This is a genomic window from Streptomyces neyagawaensis, from assembly GCF_023516595.1.
GTDB classification, from domain to species: Bacteria; Actinomycetota; Actinomycetes; order Streptomycetales; family Streptomycetaceae; genus Streptomyces; species Streptomyces neyagawaensis.
Genome location: NZ_JAMGBG010000011.1, coordinates 23,898 through 40,949, shown reverse-complemented (window position 1 = coordinate 40,949; position 17,052 = coordinate 23,898). Strand labels below are relative to the sequence as shown.

Annotated in this window: 14 protein-coding genes and 3 pseudogenes; 13 read left to right on the top strand and 4 right to left on the bottom strand. The window is 69.6% G+C overall.

Translation table 11 applies throughout. The features are described 5' to 3' along the window. Positions 1-93: 93 nt before the first annotated feature. Positions 94-1,344 (top strand): annotated as a pseudogene (locus tag M8J73_RS06630) (MFS transporter); the annotation flags it as partial. Between the two features lie 235 nt (positions 1,345-1,579). Here M8J73_RS06630 and M8J73_RS06625 read toward each other — a convergent pair. After that, positions 1,580-1,864, bottom strand: a complete 285-nt coding sequence (locus tag M8J73_RS06625; RefSeq protein WP_079054945.1) for a transposase — start codon at positions 1,862-1,864, stop codon at positions 1,580-1,582. A gap of 156 nt (positions 1,865-2,020) precedes the next feature. On the opposite strand from M8J73_RS06625, the gene M8J73_RS06620 reads away from it, so the two are divergent. From M8J73_RS06620 to M8J73_RS06580, 10 genes and pseudogenes are all read left to right on the top strand, one after another. Beyond that, positions 2,021-3,406: a PucR family transcriptional regulator gene (locus tag M8J73_RS06620; RefSeq protein ID WP_206187888.1), complete on the top strand. Its 1,386-nt coding sequence runs from the start codon at positions 2,021-2,023 to the stop codon at positions 3,404-3,406. Positions 3,407-3,584: 178 nt separating this feature from the next. Continuing rightward, on the top strand, positions 3,585-4,538 hold the full coding sequence (locus M8J73_RS06615) for a fumarylacetoacetate hydrolase family protein (RefSeq protein ID WP_055539753.1): 954 nt from the start codon (positions 3,585-3,587) through the stop codon (positions 4,536-4,538). An 11-nt stretch (positions 4,539-4,549) separates the two neighbouring features. Beyond that, positions 4,550-5,191, top strand: coding sequence for a VOC family protein (locus M8J73_RS06610; RefSeq protein WP_055539754.1), 642 nt, complete (start codon positions 4,550-4,552; stop codon positions 5,189-5,191). A gap of 3 nt (positions 5,192-5,194) precedes the next feature. After that, a pseudogene (locus M8J73_RS45465) lies at positions 5,195-5,449 on the top strand (FAD-dependent monooxygenase); the annotation flags it as partial. A 76-nt stretch (positions 5,450-5,525) separates the two neighbouring features. Next, a complete protein-coding gene (locus M8J73_RS06605) occupies positions 5,526-5,876 on the top strand; it encodes a DoxX family protein (protein WP_055539756.1) in 351 nt (116 codons plus the stop codon). 20 nt (positions 5,877-5,896) lie between these two features. Beyond that, positions 5,897-6,370, top strand: coding sequence for a flavin reductase family protein (locus M8J73_RS06600; RefSeq protein WP_206187890.1), 474 nt, complete (start codon positions 5,897-5,899; stop codon positions 6,368-6,370). 11 nt (positions 6,371-6,381) lie between these two features. Next, positions 6,382-7,608, top strand: a complete 1,227-nt coding sequence (locus M8J73_RS06595; protein ID WP_240501394.1) for an acyl-CoA dehydrogenase family protein — start codon at positions 6,382-6,384, stop codon at positions 7,606-7,608. Continuing rightward, positions 7,508-8,125 (top strand): annotated as a pseudogene (locus M8J73_RS06590) (AMP-binding protein); the annotation flags it as partial. The gene M8J73_RS06595 and the pseudogene M8J73_RS06590, both read left to right, overlap by 101 nt. Positions 8,126-8,310: 185 nt before the next feature. Next, positions 8,311-9,615, top strand: a complete 1,305-nt coding sequence (locus M8J73_RS06585) for an AMP-binding protein (protein WP_308408338.1) — start codon at positions 8,311-8,313, stop codon at positions 9,613-9,615. A gap of 220 nt (positions 9,616-9,835) precedes the next feature. Then, the gene (locus M8J73_RS06580) at positions 9,836-12,163 is read left to right on the top strand and encodes a thiamine pyrophosphate-binding protein (RefSeq protein WP_055539759.1); all 2,328 of its coding nucleotides are present in this window, start codon (positions 9,836-9,838) and stop codon (positions 12,161-12,163) included. Between the two features lie 773 nt (positions 12,164-12,936). On the opposite strand, the gene M8J73_RS06575 is transcribed toward M8J73_RS06580, so the two are convergent. Together M8J73_RS06575 and M8J73_RS06570 are read right to left on the bottom strand one after the other, a co-directional pair. Continuing rightward, positions 12,937-14,115 carry an acyl-CoA dehydrogenase family protein gene (locus tag M8J73_RS06575; protein ID WP_055539761.1) on the bottom strand — a complete coding sequence of 393 codons (1,179 nt, stop codon included), beginning with the start codon at positions 14,113-14,115 and terminating at the stop codon, positions 12,937-12,939. Positions 14,116-14,266: 151 nt separating this feature from the next. After that, entirely contained in the window at positions 14,267-14,662 is a 396-nt protein-coding gene (locus M8J73_RS06570; protein ID WP_055539762.1) for a four-helix bundle copper-binding protein, read from the bottom strand. A 207-nt stretch (positions 14,663-14,869) separates the two neighbouring features. Between M8J73_RS06570 and M8J73_RS06565 the strand changes: the two genes are divergently transcribed. Both M8J73_RS06565 and M8J73_RS06560 read left to right on the top strand, forming a co-directional pair. Then, positions 14,870-15,232, top strand: coding sequence for a DUF6479 family protein (locus M8J73_RS06565; protein ID WP_055512508.1), 363 nt, complete (start codon positions 14,870-14,872; stop codon positions 15,230-15,232). 139 nt (positions 15,233-15,371) lie between these two features. After that, entirely contained in the window at positions 15,372-15,716 is a 345-nt protein-coding gene (locus M8J73_RS06560; protein WP_249828345.1) for a DUF8129 domain-containing protein, read from the top strand. Between the two features lie 89 nt (positions 15,717-15,805). Here M8J73_RS06560 and M8J73_RS06555 read toward each other — a convergent pair whose 3' ends face one another. Then, positions 15,806-16,990: a 4-hydroxybenzoate 3-monooxygenase gene (locus tag M8J73_RS06555; protein ID WP_249828344.1), complete on the bottom strand. Its 1,185-nt coding sequence runs from the start codon at positions 16,988-16,990 to the stop codon at positions 15,806-15,808. Positions 16,991-17,052: the final 62 nt, after the last annotated feature.

Below are 17,052 nucleotides of genomic sequence, written 5' to 3'. Positions count from 1 at the left end.
GCGCTGTCGATCGTGGGCGGGATGCTGGCCGGGGCGAACGGCATCGACGACCTGGACGTGCTGCGCCACGGCGGTGGCGCAGCCCGTCCTCGGGACCTCGGCATGAGTCAGTCGGCGTTGCCATGGGCGGTCACCGCGTTCGCGCTGCCGTCCGGCGGCTTCCTGCTCCTGTTCGGCCGCATCGGCGACCTGTACGGCCGCCGACAGCTGTTCCTGACCGGACTCGCCCTGTTCTGGGCGGCCTCACTCCTTGCGGCCTTCGCCTGGGACCCGGCGTCGTTCCTGGTGGGGCGGGCGTTGCAAGGGGTTGGCGCGGCGGCCATCGTGCCGACCGGGATGTCCCTGCTCACCACGACGTTCGCGGAGGGACCGGCCCGCGACCGCGCTCTCGGTATCTCAGGCACGTTTGCTCTCGCTCGGCTTCACCGTGGGCATGGTGGCCGGCGGTGTCCTGACCGATGTGCTGGGCCGGCGCTCCACCATGGGCATGCTCGCCCTCTTCGCGCTGATCGTCCTGCCCCTGGTCCCCGGTCTGCTCCCGGAGTCCCGCACTCCTGAGCGCCCGCGCCTGGACGTGCCCGGCGCGGTCACCGTCACCGGCGGTCTGCTGTCGGTGATCTACGCCCTGTCGACGGCCGCGGACCGCGGTTTCGGCCACGTCGACGTCATCGCCACCTTGGCCGCGGGCCTGGCGCTGCTCACCGCGTTCGCGCTCGTCGAATCCCGCACGAGGCACCGCTGGTCTCCCTGCCGATGCTGCGCCGCCGCACCGTGGCGTGGGGCAACGTGGGCGGTCTGGTCACCTTCTCCATGATGTCGACGCTGATGTTCATGCTGACCCTGTACTTCGAGGAGACCCTGGGCCTCTCCGCCTTCCGGACCGGGCTGGTCTGCGGCGTGGCAGGCGTGCTGTCGGCCGTCGCCGGGGCCTACGCCCCCGAGGTCATCGGCCGCTTCGGCGCCCGCCGCACGCTCGTCGGCTCGCTCGTCGGGCAGGGCGTGCGGCGCTTGACCGGGGCGCTGTTGGGCCTGAACAGCAACGTCTGGTCGGTGTGGCTCGCCACGGTTGCCAGCTCCCTGGCGTGCGTGTGCCACCTCGGCGTGATCGTTTCCTACGGTCTGACGGTCACGTCCGGTGTGGCAGACGCGGAGCGGGGCCGGCGACCGGCCTGGTCACCTCCGCCCGGCAGGTCGGCATCACCATCGGCATCCCCGCTGCTGGGCGTCCTCGCCACCACGTCCTCGGACCTGCTGACGGGCTTCCACGCGCTTGTTGCCGTGGAAACGACGATCGTGCCGGCAGCCGCCGCTCTCTTCGCCCTTGGACTCCGCGGCAGCAGGACGCACGCGGACGCGGCGGGACGCGGACGCGGCGGTCTCAGCAGCGGCCGAGGTGAAGGCGCTCTGCGCGCGGTAGGACTGCCGCGACCAGATCCCAGGCGCTCTCTCCGAGGTGACGGTACACGGGGGCATGGGACGGAGTTTGCGTCTGGTGTCCGGTGGCGGCGGGCGATGCTGGCCCGGAAGTGTGATCCACGACTGGTCGCGGGCGTGTCGGGTGAAGTCGCGGTTGACCAGATCAGCGACCGACGGTGTTGCGGGCTTGGGCCGACGGGTGCGGTTGCCGGGCAAGCCGTGCAGACCGGCCCGTCGCATGAGCAGTTCCAGCGCCGTGGTGGACGGCGAGCTCGGCCTCCAGCTCCGCGATCCGTTTGCGGGCCTCAGCGAGTTCGGCCTGCTCGTGAGTGGGAACACCAGGCATCTGTCCGGTGTCGATGAGGTGCTGGCGGCGCCAGACGTAGATGGTCTGCTGGCTGATACCAAGGAGCGTCGCCACCTCGGCGACCTTGCGGCCGGAGGCCACCAGACGAGGACGCGGCGGCGGAACTCAGGCGGACAGCTGCGGGGCATGACGACCTCCGGAGGCTGCTGGAACGGTCAAGTCTCCAGCGACCCGACTCCATTAGGCCCAGGGCATACCACCTCCACCGATCCCGGAGCTCTTCATGTTCGGTGTCTGTTGTACTTGCTGACCAAGGGTGCGCTCGGCGGCACGGACTGGTCGCTGCGCTTCGGTCGCGGACAGAGTTGGCGAGGTCCAGTGGACAACATGGGCGGATGGATTCGTGAGCTCGCGCCGCGCGGCCGGAATGTGTTGTCCCGGTCGGTGCTGCCCTCGGCCCAGGTCGACCGGCTTGTCGACCGGGTCGGCACGGGTCCGGTGGCCTGGGCCGTCGAACTTGCCCAGGGCATGGCTGATCACATGACCACGCAGATCCCGCAGCTTGGCGTGGACGGCCTCGCGCAGGAGCTGAGGAAGGGATGTGAGGCCGTCGCGTTGAGCATCGTCGCTGCGCTGGCCGAGAACACCGAGGTCGCGCCGGAGCCTCCGGCGGAAGCACTCACGGGCGCTGCGGAGGCTGTGGGCCGGGGAGTCGGTATCGAGCACGTGTTGCAAAGCGTCCAGCTCGGTCATGCCTACGCCGTCAGGGAGCTCCTGGCCGAGGCCGAACGACACCTGCCTGCCTCCGACCGGTTCGCGGCGGTGGGGCATATCTCGGAAGTGCTGTTCGCGATCGTCAACCAGCTGTCCGCCGCGATGACTCGCGAGTTCTCCCGGGCGCACGCCGCCTGGGTGACCAGTTCGGCCGCCGTGCGCATGGAGCTGGTGCAGGAGGTCCTCGACGGAAAGCCGGTCGCTGCCGATCATGCGCACCGCGTCCTGGGCTACGACCTCACCCGTCGGCACACCGCATTGGTGGTGTGGGCCGACGACCTCGAACAGGCCGATCCCGGCCGGTTGGCAGGGGTCGCCGAGCAGTTGCTGCGGGCGGGCGGAGCGACGGGCACCTTGATCCTGCCCGTCGGCCGGCAACGGGTGTGGGCGTGGGGGTCCAGTGTCCGTGGTGCCTGGGTAGGGCCGCCGGCATCGACGGGCACGCCCCTGTCCGGGATCCGGGTGGCGGCCGGGCTGCCCGAGTCCGGCGTCGAGGGGTTCGCGTCCAGCCACGGTCAGGCCCTCGATGCCGTCCGGGTCGGGATGCTGTCCCGCACCGACCGGTGGCTGTTCGACTACGCCGAGCTCGACCTGATCGCCATGCTCAGCACGCATCTCGATGAGGCGCGCCGGTTCGTGCGCCGTGAGCTGGGTGGACTCGCCGGATCCGGGGAACCTGTCACCACCCTGCGCACCACCCTCAAGAGCTATCTGGACACGGAACGGAGCCTGAACACGACGGCTGAGCTGCTGCACGTCGCGCGTAACACGGTTGCGTACCGCATCCAGCGGGCCGAGCAGTTGCGGGGCGGTGAGATCGAGGTCCGGCGGATGCAACTTCAGGTCGCGCTGGCGCTCGCGGAGGAGTTCGGCGACCTCGTGTTGAGCGAGCAGGCCACCTCGCGCTGACGGCGCTGACGGCCCCTTTGGACTTCGGTCCAATCGGCGGGGGCCGGTTTGCACCGCGGACCAAGCGCCGCGACGGCTGTGTTCGCTGAACTGTCGGCATGTACTTCGGCTACTGGCCGCGATCGCTCGCACCGGCGCCGACCTCGCTGGTCCGCCGCCGCCCCGCGAGGGAACGCGCATGGTGATCCACCTCGCCCGCTACCGCCTCGATGACGAGATCCGGTGGGCGACCGTCGTCGACGGTGGCCTGTCGCCGCTGGCCGGCAGCTACGCCTCGACCGCGGATCTCATCCGTGACGGCGCCGACGACTGGCGGTCGGCCGTTGAGCGACCTGCCCAACTGCCGACCGGGTCGGTGGAGCTGCTGTCCCCGGTGACCACGCCCTGCCGCGTCCTGTGTCAGGGCGCCAATTACCGGCAGCACGCGATCGAGTCCGGGATGGATCCCGACGCGCGGCCCTTCAACCTGTTCTTCGACAAGACGGACGCCGCAGTCACCGGTCCCGACACGCCCGTCACCCGGCCGGCCCACGTGCGGCTGCTCGACCACGAGATCGAGCTCGCCCTGGTGCTGCGCAAGCAGGTCAACCAGCCGGAGACCGTCACCGCCGAGAACCTCCACGAGTACGTCTTCGGCATCACCATCGCCAACGACCTCTCCGCCCGCGACGTCCAGCTCCCGCAGGGCCAGTACCTCAAGGGCAAGAGCTACCGCGGGTTCTGCCCGGTCGGGCCCTATCTCGCGGTCCCGGAGCCGGGCGAGTTCCCGCTCCTGGACGACCTGGAGCTGCGCCTGGAGGTCAACGGCGAGCTCCGCCAGCACGACAGCACCCGCAACCTGCTGTACCGGCCCGCGGAGACTCTCACCGAGCTGACCACGTTCTGCGACCTCGGTCCCGGAGACCTGCTGCTCACCGGCACCCCCCACGGCTGTGCCGCGACCACCCCGCCGGCGCTGGTCCGCCGCCTGGCCACGGCCCTGCTGCCCGAGGACAAGCTCTGGCGGATGTTCATCCGCTCCAACCTCCGCAAGCCCTACCTCCAGCCCGGTGACCTCGTGACCGCGAGCATTCGCAGCCCCGACGGCTCCATCGACCTCGGGCGCCAGCACACCAGCATCACCGCATCCTGAAAGGACCGCTCATGGAAGCCGCCAAAGAAGTCGGCGCCCACAAGCCCGGGAACGACACCGCGCCGGCCTTCGTCGCGCACTGGGTCGTCAAGACCGCCCGCCGCGACGAGATGATCGCGTGGTACCGCGTGGTCTTCGGCGCCCGCGTGGTTCACCAGGGCCGGCAGGCCACCTTCCTCAGCTGGGACCACGAGCATCACCGGCTGGCGCTGATCCCGGTGCCGTCTGTCCTGCGATACCTCTTCCCGCTGGCACGGCTGCGGCGAAAGGTCTACGGGATCGACCACCTCGCCGTCCAGTTCACCTCGCTCGAACGCCTGATCACCACCTACGAGCGCCTCAAGCAGGCGGGCATCCACCCGGTCTGGTCCATCAACCACGGGCCGACCACCTCGCTGTACTACGAAGACCCCGACGGCATCCGCCTGGAGTTCCAGGTGGACAACTACCCCACCACCGAGGCCACTGCCGCCTTCTTCGCCGGCGAGGAATTCGCCGCCAACCCGATCGGCACCGAGTTCGACCCGGAGTACATGCTCGAGCGGCTGCGCCGCGGCGACGACCCGGCCGAGCTGCTCCGGCCCGGCGCGGGCACCCCGCCCGGCACCACGCCACGGGCCAATAGGCGGGCGATCACCTGGAAGACCCTCTAGGCCATGCGCACCGCACCGGTCGTGATCGCGGGCGCGGGCCCGACGGGAAGCGCCCTCGCACTGCTGCCGGCCCTGCACGGCATTCCCAGCACGGTGCTCGAACGCCGCGAGCAGCCCCTGATGCACCCCACGGCCCCCCTCAACAACGCCCGTTCACTCGAAATCCGGCACCACGCGTCACCCCGACCGGCCACGGAGATCACCGCGCCGGCACCCCCCAGCGAAACGATCAACGTCATCCGCTGGTGCTCACGGCTCACCGAGGCGCTCGGCGAAATCGAACTACGTAGCGGCAGGTCAACACACCGCGTGTACCGCAGAGAGGCGGAGAAGGATGGCTATCGCGTACGCGGTTGTCTCGCTCATAACTGGGACCCTGGTCGCGTTGACCGGCGCTTTGAAGCTGGGCGGCCATCCTTCGATGGCGAAGAACGCCGCACATCTGGGTTACTCCGAAGAGGCCTTCCGGCGCATCGGCATCCTTGAGGCCGCCGCCGTGGCCGGCTTGATCGGTGGCCTGTGGTGGGCGCCGATCGGCGTAGCTGCCGCGGTCGGGGTCGCATTGCTGATGTCCGGAGCAGTCGTGGCGCACGTCCGGGTTCACGATCCGGCGCCTGCGAGCGCACCGGCAGTGGTGTGTGGGCTGCTGGCCGTTGCCACCGCAGTGCTGGGGGTCGCCCATTGACACCTTCCTCACTGTCACCGGTGGGTGATCAGGCCCAGCTGCGGCGAGCGTTCGGATGCTTCCCGAGCGGCGTCGCGGCGGTGTGCGGGATGGTGGGTGACGAACCGGTCGCGATGCTCGCCAGTTCGCTCACGTCCGTCTCACTCGATCCTCCGTTGCTGTCGGTCTGCGTGATGGATGGTTCCCGGTCCTGGGCCCGGTTGCTTGCGGTGCAGCGGCTGGGCATCAGCGTCCTGGGGGGTGGTCAGATCGAGCTGTGTCAGCTGCTGGCCAGTCGCTCGGAGCAACGGCTGGCCGGGGTTGATATCACCGTGACGCCTCAGGGTGCAGTCCTGCTTCCTGGGGCCACCGCCTGGTTCGACTGCTCGATCCACGACTTGATGCGCGCCGGGGACCACACGATCGTCCTGCTGCGTATTGAGGCGCTGCACGCCCGGCCGGACGAACGACCGCTGGTGTTCCACGCTTCCGCGTACCACCGACTGACCGCGTGATCCAAAACCCTGTGGAGACCCAATTGACCTCGTTGCGAAGCAGTTCGTCGGAAACCGTGCAGAATCAGGCAGCTGGGGACGACGTGGTTGCGCGCATCCGCGAGCTTGCACCTCTGCTACGGAGGAACGCCACCCAGGGCGAGCAGGACCGGAGGGTGGCGCCAGAGAGCATCGCCGCGCTCCAGCAGGCCGGAGCGTTCCGGATCGCGGTACCGCGTCGCCATGGCGGCCTGGAGTCCAGCTTGCGCGGTCTGCTCGATGTGTCGGCGGCGGTTGCCGAGGCTGACGGCGGGACCTCATGGGTCGTCACCCTGTCCAATGTCAATGCCTGGGCCGCGAGTCTCTTCCCCGGTCCGGCCATCGATGAGGTGTTCGCCGACGGGCCGGACACCATCCTGTCGGGCGTCGTGACTCCATCGGGCACCGCCCACAAGGTCGACGGCGGCTATCGAGTGAGCGGCACGTGGGCTTATGCGTCCGCGAGCCTGCATTCGAGCTGGGCCGCTTGCGGAGTGCTGGTGCAGGACGAGAACGGCGAGACGGTCGACCAGGCGATGGTGATGATTCCGCGTGCGGACTACCGGGTCGAGGACACGTGGCACGTCGCGGGCATGCGCGCGTCGGGCAGCAACACGATCGTCGCCGCGGACGTATTCGTTCCCGAGCACAGGGTGCTGTCTGTGGTCGCCGGGGCTACGGGTGCCAACGTCGCTGACCATCCCGAGTCTCCGAGCTACCGCTCAGCAGTCGCACCGATGCTCGTCATGGTTCTCGTCGGCCCCCAGCTGGGCATGGCCCGCGCCGCTCTGGACCTGGTCCTGGCGACGGCACCGAGCAAGGCTCTGGCGTACACGACCTTCACTCGGCAGGCCGACTCGGTGGCCTTCCAATTGCTCGTCGCCGAGGCAGCCCTCACGATCGACACTGCGCACCTGCACGCCTATCGTGCCGCTGACGACGTCCAGCGGTATGCCGTCCGCGGCGAGTTTCCCGACCTGACTGCCCGGGCCCGCATCCGCGGCGACGCAGCGATCGCGCTGCGGAGCGTCAACAAGGCGCTCAACATCCTCTTGGACGCCAACGGTGCCGGCAGCTTCGCCGAGGTCAACGCCCTGCAGAGGATCTGGCGCGACTCCAATGTGGCGGCCCGCCACGCGTTCATCCTGCCCCAGGTCTCCCTGGAGACCTACGGCAAGGCACTCCTGGGTGTCACCGAGCACATCGCAGCCATCGTCTGACCTGAGAGAAGAATTCGTGAGCACCGATGCCACCGCCGGACGGGCTGGAGACACCACAGGTCCGGACCGTCCCGACCTGCCTGCCCACTCGGTCGTTGCAACCGTCCAGGCGGCCAGTCACGTGGAAGACCGTGCGGCCGCCCAGGCCACGGACCTGCTCTGGCCGCAGAGCACGGACCTGACGGCGATCGAGGCTGTTCCGCTGGCGGATCGTGGGCTGCCGACCAGCACCTATGAGCTGGTCGAGCGCGCCGCGGCGCGGTGGCCGGACTCTGACGCTGCCGTTCTGCTACCGGACGCGGCCAGTTGGCTCACTCCGACAACGTGGACGTTCGCGGATCTCTCCGCTGAGGTCACCGCGCTCGCGAACGTGTTCACCGGGCTCGGCATCGGCCGTGGCGACGCGGTGGGGCTGCTCTCGACCAATACCGGCACGTTGCTGGCCGCGATCCTCGCGGCGCAGGCGGTCGGCGTCGCCCAGCCGATCAACCCGACGCTGTCGCGGGTTTCGGTCACGCACCTGCTGCAGCTCGGTGGCGCACGAGTACTGGTTGCCGCCGGGCCGGAGCTCAGCCCCGAGATCTGGGCACTGGCCGTATCGCTGGGCGAGGAACTGGACCTGGCCGCTGTCCTGGCACTGCGCCCTGACGGTGCCGGCGCGACCGACCACCGCTCACAGAGAGCGCCGTACGCACGGCATATCTGGAGGATCTCGCACTCCATGCGACCTCCGACCACCTTGACGCGCCTGACCGGCCCGGACCTGACGACCTGGCTTCCTACTTCCACACCGGCGGCACCACCGGGGCACCCAAGCTCGCCGCCCACACGCACGGCAACGAGGTCACGATGGCCTGGAGCCTCGCCGCCACCTCTCCTCTCGACGAGGGCGCCACCCTTCTGGCCGGACTGCCGCTCTTCCACGTGAACGCCTTGCTGGTCACCGGTCTGGCCCCGCTGTTCCGGGGGCAGCGAACCCTGTGGACGGGTCCACTCGGCTACCGCGACCCGAACCTTTACGGCGTCATCTGGAAACTCATCGAGAAGTACCAGGTGGCGACCATGTCCGGCGTTCCCACGGTGTACTCGGTCCTCTCCCAGATCCCGGTGGACGCTGATCTGTCCAGCCTCCGCTTCGCCGCCGTCGGAGCCTCACCGTTGCCATCGGCTGTCCGGCACGCGTTCGAGCAGCACACTGGTGTTCCTCTGTGTGAGGGCTACGGTCTGACCGAGGCCACCTGCGCGAGCGCCCGCAGTCTTCCCGGCAGCATCCGCGCCGGTTCCGTCGGCCAGCGCCTGCCGTACCAGCAGATCAAGGCCGTCGCCGACGGCAGGGACCTCCCGGCCGGCCAGAACGGCGTGCTGATGATCAGCGGCCCCACCGTGTTCCCCGGCTACCTTCGGCCCGGACCGGGCGGGCGCCCCGTCACCGAACCGGCCGGCAAGGTCATCGACGGCTGGTTGGACACCGGCGACCTGGGACGAGTCGACACGGACGGGTACGTCTACCTGACCGGCCGAGCCAAGGACCTGATCATCCGAGGCGGGCACAACATCGACCCGAGCGTCATCGAGGACGCCCTCCTCGACCATCCCGACGTGACCGGCGCCAGTGCCGTCGGCCGTCCCGATCCACACTCGGGTGAGGTCCCGATCGCCTATGTGACGGTCCGCCCCGGCGCAGGGGTGGACGAGACCGACCTGTGTGCCTGGGCCGCCGCCGGAGTTCCCGAGCCGGCCGCAGCCCCCAAAGACGTCCACATCGTCAGCGAACTGCCGGTCACCGCCGTCGGTAAACCCTTCAAGCCGACGCTCCGTGAGGACGCCTTGCGGAGGGTCCTGGCAGGCGACCTGCCTGAAGCCGTCCTCGACGTAACCACTGCCGACGGCTGGCTGACCGTCATCGTCCAGGAGTCGGCCGATCCGGCGTCAGTCGAGGAGACACTGTCCCGCTATGCCGTGACCTGGGCCTGGCGTACCGCCGAATCCGAAGGCGCCGAACAGTGACACGTTTACCGGCGGCCGCCGTCACACGCTGAAAGACCTCTCGCAAGGATGCGGGCGCACTCTTGGTCAGAGCGGTGGGTCCTCGCGCATCGCTCACGCTCACGACTCCCAGACCGGCTCGAACCAGGCAGCCTTCCCGATGGCTCCTCACCCTGCTGATTTGAGTGCGGAAGCGCACTCTCACGGTTCGTGTTTTACACCGAAGTAGAGGACAGCAACCATGGCAAGCCCCCCACTCGACCGAACCACAGCCTGCGAGGACCTCACCGTACTCCGCGAGGTCGAGAACCGGGTTCTGTGGTTGTCGACCGCGATGGTCGACCATGCCAATCGGGTCCGCCCCAACGCTTCGGGCCTGAAGGTGGGCGGACACCAGGCGTCGTCGGCCTCGATGGTGTCGCTGATGACCGTCTTGTGGTTCAGGCATCTGCGCGCCGGCGACCGGGTTTCGGTCAAGCCGCACGCCTCGCCCGTCCTGCACGCGATCAACTACCTGCTGGGCAGCCTCGACGGGTCCTACCTCTCTCGGCTGCGCGAGTTCGGCGGGCTGCAGAGCTACCCGAGCCGCGCGAAGGACCCTGACCCGGTGGACTACTCCACCGGCTCCGTGGGCATCGGCGCGACCGCGCCGATATGGGGCGCGGTGACCCGCCGCTATGTGGAGTGTGCCTTCGGCGGAGCCGGCACCGGCCGGCAGTACTCGCTGGTCGGCGACGCCGAACTCGACGAGGGAGCGGTGTGGGAGGCCGTGCGGGACCCTGCCGTCTCCGACCTGGGCGAGATCGTGTGGATCGTCGACCTCAACCGCCAGTCGCTGGACAGGGTCGTCCCGCACCTGGCCGCAGACCGACTCCGTGGGCTCTTCAGCGCTGCCGGCTGGCAGGTGATGGAGCTGAAATACGGAAAAGTCCTCGAACAACTCTTCCGTCAGCCGGGCGGAGACGCCCTTCGCCGACGTATCGACGAGATGAGCAACCCGGAATTCCAGCGCCTGTTGCGCTGCGACGCCGACGAGGTACGTCGTCGGCTGCCCGGCATCGGCCCCGATGCGGCCGGCATCACCAAGCTGATCGCCGGACTGGACGACGAGAGCTTGGTCAGGGCCCTGGCCAACCTCGGCGGCCATGATCTTGACGGGCTCGACGCGGCATTCGGCGCGATCGACGACACACGGCCCACCGTGATCCTCGCCTACACCGTCAAAGGCTACGGCCTGCCCATGCAGGGCCACCCTCAGAACCACTCCGCGCTGCTCACCGGGGACCAGATCGGTCAGCTGGAGGACCGGGTCGGGGCTGATGTGGACGACCCGTGGCGCCTGCCACCCGCGGGCAGCCTTGCGGCGGAACTCTGCCTCAAGACCTCCCACCGCCTGCGACGGGAGGAAGTCTCCCCGGCCCCGCCGCAGACTCTGCCGCTCGACCTCGGCCGCACCTCCACGTCCACAAAGGCCACCACCCAGGCCGCGCTCGGTCGGACTCTGCTCGACCTCACCCGCCAGGCGCCCGAGGTCGCGCGGCGCATAGTGACGGTGAGCCCCGACGTCAGTTCATCGACGAATCTCGGTGGGTGGGTCAACAAGGTCGGTGTCTGGTCGGCCACCGAGCGGACCGACTGGTTCGCCGACGACCGCGAAACGATCCTGCACTGGCGGGAACAGCCCGGCGGACAGCACATCGAGTTGGGCATCGCCGAGGTCAACCTGGTCGGCCTCATCAGTGAGCTCGGCACGGCCTGGAGCCGGTGGGGCCAGCCCCTGCTGCCGATCGGCGTGCTCTACGACCCGTTCGTCGAACGCGCCCTGGAGCCGTGGTCGTACGGCATCTACGCCGGGGGACAGTCCATTCTGGTCGGCACCCCTTCCGGGGTGACCCTCGCCCCGGAAGGCGGCGCCCACCAATCGATCAAGACTCCCTCCATCGGCATCGAACAGCCCGGCTGCGTCACCTACGAACCGGCCTTCGTCATCGACACCGAATGGACCCTGCTGGCCAGTCTCGGACGCCTGGGGAAGCCGGATGGCACATCGGCCTACCTTCGACTGTCCACCCGCCCGATTGATCAGGGCCTCGCCGCCGTCCCGGTCGATCCTGCCGCCCGGGAACACCGCCGACGGCAGGTCGTGGCCGGGGCCTACGCGCTGCGGCGCACAGACGACCCGGCGGTGACCCTCGCCGTCATGGGCGCCCTCGTACCGGAAGCCCTCGCAGCCGCCGACCGCCTTGAGCGGAGCGGCATCCGGGCTGACGTCATCTGCGTCACCAGCCCCGACCTCCTCTACCGCGCCGTGCGTGCCCGCCAGGGCCAGGACCCGGCCGACCACTGGATCCTTGACGAGGTGTTTCCCGCCGACAGGGCGACACCCCTGGTCACGATCCTGGACGGTCACCCCCACACGCTGGCCTTCCTCGCCACGATCAACCAGGTCCCGACCACAGCACTCGGCGTCACCCGCTTCGGGCAGTCCGGCTCCTTGGACGAGGTCTACCGGTACCACCACCTTGACACCGAAAGCATCGTCGGGGCCGCACTGGACCTGGTCGATTAGCCCCCCGTTCAACTCAAGCCCGTACAGCTCGATCAGAGAACAACCCGCCATGAGTAGCAAGCGCCTGGCTCACGCGGTGCTACAGACGACGCGCGCGAAGAACTTCGCGACTGGTATCGCAACGCCCTCGACGCGCACGTCGTCTGCGAGAACGACGTGCTCTCGGGGACCGGCAGGCACGGCTTCTGGGCGATCGCGGGCAAGAGACACTGGCCCGGCTACGCGTGGCCATCGTCGGCCTCGGCGGTCCGGGGTCGGCTGCATGTGGTGCAACGGCCTCATCGACCCGACCGAACTCGCCATCGAGATGCACCCCGAGGCCGAACGCGAGCAAACCTGGTACGTCCCCGGTGTACCGGCACCCAGCGTGATGCCCTTGAACACGCTCGCCGTCGGCGAGGCCGTGACCCATTTCCTCCTCGCATCCGCAAGCTTGCACGAGAGCGACGACGATCTCGGAACCGTCATCCACCGCCCTCGACCTCGCGAACGGCACCTACAAGATCCACGCCAGAGCGCCAGCTGCCGCTGGTGTAGGCCCACGGGCAACCTCGGACGCGGCGCCGGCGGGAGAACTCGCGGCTCGGAAGGCGGCAACCACTCGCTCCTGAAGCGGGCCGACCTCGCGACGGGGTCCGAGTAAAGGGCAACTTTCACTTCTCGTGGCAAGGTGCCAGCTGTCATGTCACAACTTCGCCGCCATCGCGATCCCGTTGGTTCTGGGTGCCAACCATCCTCGCTATGTGACAACTAGCGTCGGTGGTCACACCGGGCTACCGCCGCACCCTGGGCATGCCCAGGCCGATCCAGGCGATGATCTCGCGCTGGATCTCGTTGTTGCCGCCGCCGAAGGTGAAGATGACCGCTGAGCGGTAGCCGCGTTCGAGTTCGCCGTGCAGGACGGCGCCCGCCGAGCCCTCCTTGAGGGCGCCGCCGGCGGCGACGATCTCCATGAGCCAGGCGTAGGCGTCGCGGCGGGCCTCGGAGCCGTAGACCTTGACGGCGGACGCCTCCTGCGGGGTGAGCGTGCCGTCCTGGACGGCGCTGACCATGCGCCAGTTGAGGAGCTTGAGCGCGTCGAGCCGGGTGTGGGTCTGAGCGAGGCGGCGGCGCACCCAGGGCAGGTCGATGACGCGGCGGCCGTCGGCGAGCTTGGTCTCCATGGCCCAGCGCTGGACGTTGTGCAGGGAGCGGATCGCCATGGTGCCGTGGGCGGCGAGGGTGACGCGTTCGTGGTTGAGCTGGTTGGTGATCAGCCGCCAGCCCTTGTTCTCCTCACCCACGCGGCGGGAGACGGGGACGCGGATGTTCTCGTAGTAGCTGGCGGTGGTGTCGTGCGAGGCGAGGGTGTTGATCAGGGTGCAGGAGTAGCCGGGGTCGGTGGTCGGGACGAGGAGCATGGTGATGCCCTTGTGCGGTGGTGCGTCCGGGTCGGTGCGGGTCGCGAGCCACACCCAGTCCGCCGTGTCGCCGTTGGTCGTCCAGATCTTCTGGCCGTTGACGACGTACTCGTCGCCGTCGCGCACCGCGCGGGTCTTCAGCGAGGCGAGGTCCGTACCGGCGTCGGGCTCGCTGTAGCCGATCGCGAAGTCGATCTCGCCGGAGAGGACGCGTGGCAGGAAGTACGACTTCTGCTCCTCGGTGCCGTACTGCATGATCGTCGGGCCGACGGTGTTGAGGGCCATCAGCGGCAGTGGGACACCGGCCTGGGCCGCCTCGTCGAAGAAGATGAACTGCTCGATGGCGGTCAGGCCGCGTCCGCCGTACTCCTTGGGCCAGCCGACGCCGAGCCAGCCGTCCGTGCCGAGGCGGCGGATGGTCTGCCGGTAGAAGCGCTTCTGCGCCGCCGGCTCGGAGTGCCGGGTGTAGGCGCCTGCCGGGACCAACTCGGCGAAGTAGGCGCGCAGTTCGGTGCGCAACCGCTGCTGCTCGGGCGTGTATTCGAGGTGCACGGCGCCTCCAGGCTCCCCAAGGCCGACCTGACGGCGCACACGCTAGAACGTGTTCCAGTAATTGGGAACACACGGGAACACGGGAACGTGGCGGTCCGGCCGATCGCTCTTGGACGCCGCTCGACTCCCGCGCCCGAAGGGGCCGCGCGGTTCAGCCGAGGGTGACGAGGAAGTCCGTGCAGGCGCGGGCGCAGGCGCGGCAGGCGCGGGCGCTCTCCTCGGCGCCGGGGTGCTCGTCGAAGACGCGGGCGCACTCCAGGCTGACCGTCCGGCACCACTCGACCTGGACGCGGACGGCCGCTTCGTCGAGGTTGGTCTGCTCGGACAGCGCCCGGCAGGTGGCGTCGCACACCTCCGCGCACATGATGCCCTTGCGCCGCATGTGCTCCTGCTCCTCGGGGCCGCCCGGATCGGCGAGGCTCGCCCGCAGGGCACACGCACGCGCACATTCGGTGCACGCCTGCGCACACGCGAAGCGGTCCTCGAGGAATCGGATGAGTTCCTGCTGCTTGAGTTCCTGCTGCTGGGATGTCGTCGTCGAGGTCACCCGAGGCGGGTAGCCGGAGCGCTGTCGGTCAAACGCGGGCGCCGCCGGGCCGGGTTCGCCGAGGCCGGTTCGCCGAGTTCCGTTTCCCCCGGCGTCCGACCGGGCACCCGTGCACACCCCGGCACGGGGGCGAGGAACGGTCGGTCCCGACCGCCTCCCATGTGAGCCGACCAGGTTCACCCGACCCTTTGGGGGTATTCATCCCATATGAACACGGAATGGGCTAATTTCGCAGCAGAGCGCAGTGTGCTGGGCGGCGCCGCCCCGTTCATCGCCGGGGTGGTCGTCGTGTCGGTGCTGATCGGGGCCCTGTGGCTGGGCGCGCGCGTCCGTGCGCGCGAGCCGCGTCGCCCCCTCCCCGAGGAGCAGCCGAAGCTGCCCGAGGGCGGCCCCGTGCGCGAGGAGCAGGCGAACCGTGAACCGGACGAGATCCCGAAGAGCGACTACCGGCTGACGCCGTACGAGGTGCACGGGAACCAAGGCACCCGGCCCAACCCCGACAAGAAGCGGCCCCGCTGGAGCAAGAACAGCAGCGGTTCCTTCGGCAGCGGTGGGCTCGGCGCCCACTGACCCCGCATAGCGGCGGGCCCCGGCTGCGGCAGGGGCCCGCCCGCTGCCCGGACGGCCCCCGGCCCATCCCGGGACCACGCGGCGTCACCGGAGCGGTACGCGCGTGTAGCGCCACAGTGCACGAGAAGGAGTGAAAGTGATGGCAGACCACCGGACGCTGCCACTGCCCGACTACGACCATCTGCCGATCGGCGGCCTGGAGAGCCGCGTACGGTCGCTCACCGCCGAAGAGGTGGAGGAGCTGCTGGCGTACGAGCGTGACCACGCCGACCGGCTTCCGGTGACCCAACTGCTGACGGCGCGCCTGGACCAGCTGCGCTCGGGTGCGGAGCCCACGTCGGGCGACCCCGGTGCGCTGCGGCCGGAGCAGCACGGTCGCCGCTCCGGCTCCCCCGTGTCCCCGGCGACCTCGCCGCAACCGATGAGCCCACCGCCGCACGGCACCCCGGACCAGCGGGGCAAGCCGAAGGGCGACCGCACGTAGGCCCGAGAAGTAGAGGTCGGCGTGCGAAGGGGCGTCCCGTGTTGTGCGGGGCGCCCCTTCTGGTGGGTGGTCAGCCTTCCGGTGGGTGGTCAGCCTTCCAGCGCCAGCCCGGTGTAGTTCTCGGCCAGTTCGGCCGCCGCGTGGCGGGACGTGGCGACGCGGTGCAGCTGGGAGAGCTGGAGCTTGGTCTCGAACGGGGGCTGCTCCGGGTCGGCGTGCAGGGTCGTGGTCATGAAGTACGAGAAGTGCTCGGCCCGCCACACCCGGCGCAGACAGGTGTCGGAGTACGCGTCGAGCAGCTCCGTCGACCCGGTCTCCTTCAGCCGCGCGAAGGCGCGGGCGAGCACGATGACGTCGGTGGCGGCGAGGTTGAGGCCCTTGGCGCCGGTGGGCGGCACGATGTGGGCGGCGTCGCCGGCGAGGAGGAGGCGGCCGTACCGCATCGGCTCGGTGACGTGGCTGCGCATCGGCAGGACGGCCTTGGCGGTGACGGTTCCGCGCTTGAGCCGCCAGCCGGGGTTCGCGGTCAGGGCGAACCGGGCGTCCAGCTCGTCCCAGATCCGCTCGTCGGACCAGTCGGCGGGGTCGGTGCCGTTGGGGACCTGGAGGTAGAGGCGGCTCACGGACGGCGACCGCATGCTGGCCAGCGCGAAGCCCCGCTCGGAGTGGGCGTAGATCAGCTCGTCGTAGACGGGCGGGGCGTCGGCCAGGATGCCCAGCCAGGAGTAGGGGTAGGTGCGCTCGTACGTCGTCCGCACGCCCTCCGGGACGGCGTCGCGAGCCACGCCGTGGAAGCCGTCGCAACCGACCACGTAGTCGCAGGTCAGGGTCTGTTCGCGACCCTCATGCGTGTACCGGATCACCGGGCGGTCGCCGTCCACGCCCTCCACGGCGTGCACCTCGGCCTCGAACAGCAGCGGGCCGCCGTCGGCGAGCTGGAGGGCGACCAGGTCCTTGACGACCTCGGTCTGGGCGTAGACCCACACGCGGCGGCCGCCGGTCAGCTCGGGGAAGTCGACGCGGTGGGCACGGCCGGCGAAGCGCAGCTCGATGCCGTCGTGCGGCATCCCCTCGGCGTCGAGACGGGCGCCGGCGCCACAGGCCCGCAGCACGTCGACGGTGGCCTGCTCCAGGATTCCGGCGCGCTGCCGCTGCTCGACGTACGCCCGGTCCTTGCGTTCCAGAACCACACTGTCGATGCCGGCGTTGTGCAGCAGACGGGCCAGCAGCAGCCCGGCCGGGCCGCCGCCGATGATGCCGACGGTGGTGTGCATGAGTAGTACTCCTCGCCGTTGAGGACGAGCCGCGTCCCGCCTCGGGGAGCCGACCTGGTTCG

Bases quoted from the DNA above. Each gene is read 5' to 3' on its own strand.
- M8J73_RS06615 (WP_055539753.1), top strand. From the start codon at position 3,585: ATGGTGATCCACCTCGCCCGCTACCGCCTCGATGACGAGATCCGGTGG.
- M8J73_RS06610 (WP_055539754.1), top strand. From the start codon at position 4,550: ATGGAAGCCGCCAAAGAAGTCGGCGCCCACAAGCCCGGGAACGACACC.
- M8J73_RS06605 (WP_055539756.1), top strand. From the start codon at position 5,526: ATGGCTATCGCGTACGCGGTTGTCTCGCTCATAACTGGGACCCTGGTC.
- M8J73_RS06580 (WP_055539759.1), top strand. From the start codon at position 9,836: ATGGCAAGCCCCCCACTCGACCGAACCACAGCCTGCGAGGACCTCACC.
- M8J73_RS06565 (WP_055512508.1), top strand. From the start codon at position 14,870: ATGAACACGGAATGGGCTAATTTCGCAGCAGAGCGCAGTGTGCTGGGC.
- M8J73_RS06560 (WP_249828345.1), top strand. From the start codon at position 15,372: ATGGCAGACCACCGGACGCTGCCACTGCCCGACTACGACCATCTGCCG.
- M8J73_RS06555 (WP_249828344.1), bottom strand. From the start codon at position 16,990: ATGCACACCACCGTCGGCATCATCGGCGGCGGCCCGGCCGGGCTGCTG.